Below are 3,943 nucleotides of genomic sequence, written 5' to 3' on the forward strand. Positions count from 1 at the left end.
GTGCTGGTGCGCCGTGCCCTGGCCGGCGGCCTGGAGCATGCGGCGGTGAGCGAGGCCGACACGGACGCCGCGCTGGCGCGCTTTCTCGATATCTACGCCGACTGCCACCAGCTGACCGCGCTCTATCCGGGCGTGCACGAGCTGCTCGAGGCGCTGAGCACGGCGGCGGTGGAGCTGGCGGTGGTGACCAACAAGCCGGAGCGCTTCGTCGCGCCGCTGCTGGAGCAGGTCGGTCTGGGCGGCTACTTTCGCTGGATAGTCGGCGGCGACACCCTGCCACAGCAGAAGCCGGACCCGGCCGCGCTGTTGCAGGTGATGCGTCTGGCCGGCGTCAACGCGGCGCAGGCGCTGTTCGTCGGCGACTCGCGCAACGACGTACTGGCGGCGCGCGCCGCCGGCGTGCCCTGCGTGGCGGTGAGCTACGGTTACAACCACGGTCGGCCGATTGCCGAGGAACAGCCGAGTCTGGTGGTCGATAGCCTGGCCGCACTGCTCTGACGGTTGCTTAGGCCGAGCGGCTGCGCTACCGTGGCCGCTCTCCTTATTCCCCCGCCTGTCGAGATCGCACCGTGGTGGTCAGCTGCAAACTCTGGATGAAAGTGATCAAGGCCCTGGCCCGTTGGCGCTGGCGCGCCTGATTTCGTCCGGTCGCCGCGCGCGACCCGTTTGCACCCGACCGTTTTCCCCGAGCCATGAGGCTGATCATGACCCATGAAGAATTCCTGCGTTTAGCCGCCGAAGGCTACAACCGCATCCCCCTGGCCTGCGAAACCCTGGTGGATTTCGACACGCCGCTGTCCATCTACCTGAAACTGGCCGATGCGCCCAACTCCTACCTGCTGGAATCCGTGCAGGGCGGCGAGAAGTGGGGGCGTTACTCGATCATCGGCCTGCCGGCGCGCACCGTATTGCGCGTGCATGGCCACGACATCCTGGTCAGCACCGACGGCGTCGAGGTCGAGCGCCAGCAGAGCGTCGATCCGCTGGCCTTCGTCGAGCAGTTCAAGGCGCGCTACAAGGTGCCGACCATTGCCGGTCTGCCGCGTTTCAACGGCGGCCTGGTCGGCTACTTCGGCTACGACAGCGTGCGCTACGTCGAGCAGAAGCTGGCCAGCTGCCCCAACCCCGATCCGCTGGGTACGCCGGATATCCTGCTGATGGTCTCCGATGCCGTGGTGGTGTTCGACAACCTGGCCGGCAAGATGCACGCCATCGTCCTCGCCGACCCGGCTCAGCCTGACGCCTTCGCGCAGGGCCAGGCGCGCCTGGGCGAGATCCTGCGCCAGCTGCGTCAGCCGATCACCCCGCGTCTTGGCGTGGACCTGTCCGCGCCGCTGGGCGAGGAGCCGGCATTCCGCTCCAGTTACAGCCGTGGCGACTACGAGGCGGCGGTCAGCGCGATCAAGGAATACATCCTCGCCGGCGACTGCATGCAGGTGGTGATCTCCCAGCGCATGTCGATCCCGTTCAAGGCCGCGCCCATCGACCTGTACCGCGCGCTGCGCTGCATCAACCCGACGCCCTACATGTACTTCTTCAACTTCGGCGACTTCCACGTGGTCGGCTCCTCGCCGGAGGTACTGGTGCGGGTCGAGGACGGCCTGGTCACCGTGCGCCCGATCGCCGGCACCCGCCCGCGCGGCGCCAATGAAGAAGCCGACCTGGCGCTGGAAGAGGACCTGCTGTCCGACGCCAAGGAGATCGCCGAGCACCTGATGCTGATCGACCTGGGCCGCAACGACACCGGCCGCGTGTCGCAGATCGGCTCGGTCAAGCTCACCGAGAAGATGGTCATCGAGCGCTATTCCAACGTCATGCATATCGTCTCCAACGTCACCGGCCAGCTCAAACCCGAGCTGTCGGCGATGGATGCGCTGCGCGCCATCCTGCCGGCCGGCACCCTGTCCGGGGCGCCGAAGATCCGCGCCATGCAGATCATCGACGAGCTGGAGCCGGTCAAGCGCGGCGTCTACGGCGGCGCGGTTGGCTACTACGCGTGGAACGGCAATATGGACACCGCCATCGCCATTCGCACCGCGGTGATCAAGGACGGCGAGCTGCACGTGCAGGCCGGTGCCGGCATCGTCGCCGACTCGGTGCCCGCCCTGGAGTGGGAAGAAACCCTGAACAAGCGCCGTGCCATGTTCCGCGCCGTCGCCCTTGCCGAACAGACCGCCGAATAAGGGGAGCGTGACATGCTGCTGATGATTGATAACTACGACTCCTTCACCTACAACGTGGTGCAGTACCTCGGCGAGCTGGGTGCCGAGGTGCACGTGATCCGCAACGACGAGCTGACCATTGCCGAGATCGAGGCGTTGCAGCCCGAGCGCATCGTGGTCTCGCCCGGCCCCTGTACGCCGACCGAGGCGGGGGTGTCCATCGAGGCCATCCTGCATTTCGCCGGCAAGCTGCCGATCCTCGGCGTCTGCCTCGGCCACCAGAGCATCGGCCAGGCCTACGGCGGCGACGTGGTGCGCGCGCGCCAGGTGATGCACGGCAAGACCAGCCCGGTGTTCCACCAGGACAAGGGCGTGTTCGCCGGCCTCAACAAGCCGCTCACCGTGACCCGCTATCATTCCTTGGTGGTCAAGCGCGAAACCCTGCCGGACTGCCTGGAAATCACCGCCTGGACCCAGCATGACGACGGCTCGGTCGACGAAATCATGGGCCTGCGCCACAAGACCCTGAACATCGAGGGCGTGCAGTTCCACCCCGAGTCCATCCTCACCGAGCAGGGCCACGAACTGTTCGCCAACTTCCTCAAGCAGACCGGAGGCGTGCGCGCATGAATATCAAGGAAGCCTTGGGCCGCATCGTCGCCCAGCTCGACCTGAGCACCGAGGAAATGCAGGACGTGATGCGCGAGATCATGACCGGGCAGTGCACCGACGCGCAGATCGGCGCCTTCCTCATGGGCATGCGCATGAAGAGCGAGACCATCGACGAGATCGTCGGCGCCGCCAGCGTCATGCGTGAGCTGGCCGCGCCGGTGGTGATCGACGCCGAACGCCTGGTCGACACCTGCGGCACCGGCGGCGACGGCATGAACATCTTCAACGTCTCCACCGCCGCGGCCTTCGTCGTCGCCGCGGCCGGCGGCAAGGTGGCCAAGCACGGCAACCGCGCGGTCTCCGGCAAGAGCGGCAGCGCCGATCTGCTGGAAGCCGCCGGCGTCTACCTGGGGCTCAAGCCCGAGCAGGTGGCGCGCTGTGTCGAAGGCGTGGGCGTCGGTTTCATGTTCGCCCCGTCCCATCACGGGGCGATGAAGCACGCCATCGGCCCGCGTCGCGAGCTGGGCCTGCGCACCCTGTTCAATATGCTCGGCCCGATGACCAACCCGGCAGGTGCCAGGCATCAGGTGATCGGCGTGTTCAGCCAGGCGCTGTGCCGGCCGATGGCCGAGGTGCTGCAGCGTCTGGGCAGCCAGCACGTGCTGGTGGTGCACGCGCAGGACGGCCTGGACGAGATCAGCCTGGCCGCGCCGACCTTCGTCGCCGAGCTCAAGGACGGCGTGGTCAGCGAGTACCGCATCCAGCCCGAGGACTTCGGCATCAAGAGCCAGAGCCTGATCGGTCTGACCGTGGAGGGCGCCCAGCAGTCGCTGGAGCTGATCCGCGATGCGCTGGGCCGGCGCAAGACCGACAACGGCCAGAAGGCCGCCGACATGATAGTGCTCAACGCCGGCGCCGCGCTCTACGCCGCCGACCACGCCAGCAGCCTGCGCGAAGGCATGCAGCTGGCCCACGACGCCCTGCACACCGGGCTGGCGCGCGAGAAGCTGGAGGAGCTGGTGTCCTTTACCGCGGTATTCAAACAGGAGAACGAAGGGTGAGCGTGCCAACCGTACTGGAGAAGATCGTCGCCCGTAAGTTCGAGGAAGTGGCGGCGCGCCGCGCGCAGGTCAGCCTCGCTGAGCTCGAAGCGGCCGCCCGCGCCGCCG

Annotated in this window: 3 protein-coding genes and 2 pseudogenes; all 5 read left to right on the forward strand. The window is 67.3% G+C overall.

Features of this window, described 5'->3' with window-relative positions:
- Positions 1–638 (forward strand): annotated as a pseudogene (locus N878_RS14530) (HAD-IA family hydrolase); the annotation flags it as partial.
- A 66-nt stretch (positions 639–704) separates the two neighbouring features.
- Positions 705–2,183 (forward strand): anthranilate synthase component I, encoded by a 1,479-nt coding sequence (gene trpE, locus N878_RS14535; RefSeq protein ID WP_021444356.1) that lies wholly within the window; start codon positions 705–707, stop codon positions 2,181–2,183.
- A 12-nt stretch (positions 2,184–2,195) separates the two neighbouring features.
- Positions 2,196–2,792, forward strand: a complete 597-nt coding sequence (locus N878_RS14540) for an aminodeoxychorismate/anthranilate synthase component II (RefSeq protein WP_021444357.1) — start codon at positions 2,196–2,198, stop codon at positions 2,790–2,792.
- Entirely contained in the window at positions 2,789–3,835 is a 1,047-nt protein-coding gene (trpD, locus tag N878_RS14545) for an anthranilate phosphoribosyltransferase (RefSeq protein ID WP_021444358.1), read from the forward strand. The genes N878_RS14540 and trpD overlap by 4 nt, the downstream gene beginning before the upstream one ends.
- Positions 3,832–3,943 (forward strand): annotated as a pseudogene (trpC, locus tag N878_RS28405) (indole-3-glycerol-phosphate synthase TrpC); the annotation flags it as partial. The gene trpD and the pseudogene trpC, both read left to right, overlap by 4 nt.

The organism is Pseudomonas sp. EGD-AK9 (genome assembly GCF_000465935.2).
Classification (GTDB): Bacteria; Pseudomonadota; Gammaproteobacteria; order Pseudomonadales; family Pseudomonadaceae; genus Aquipseudomonas.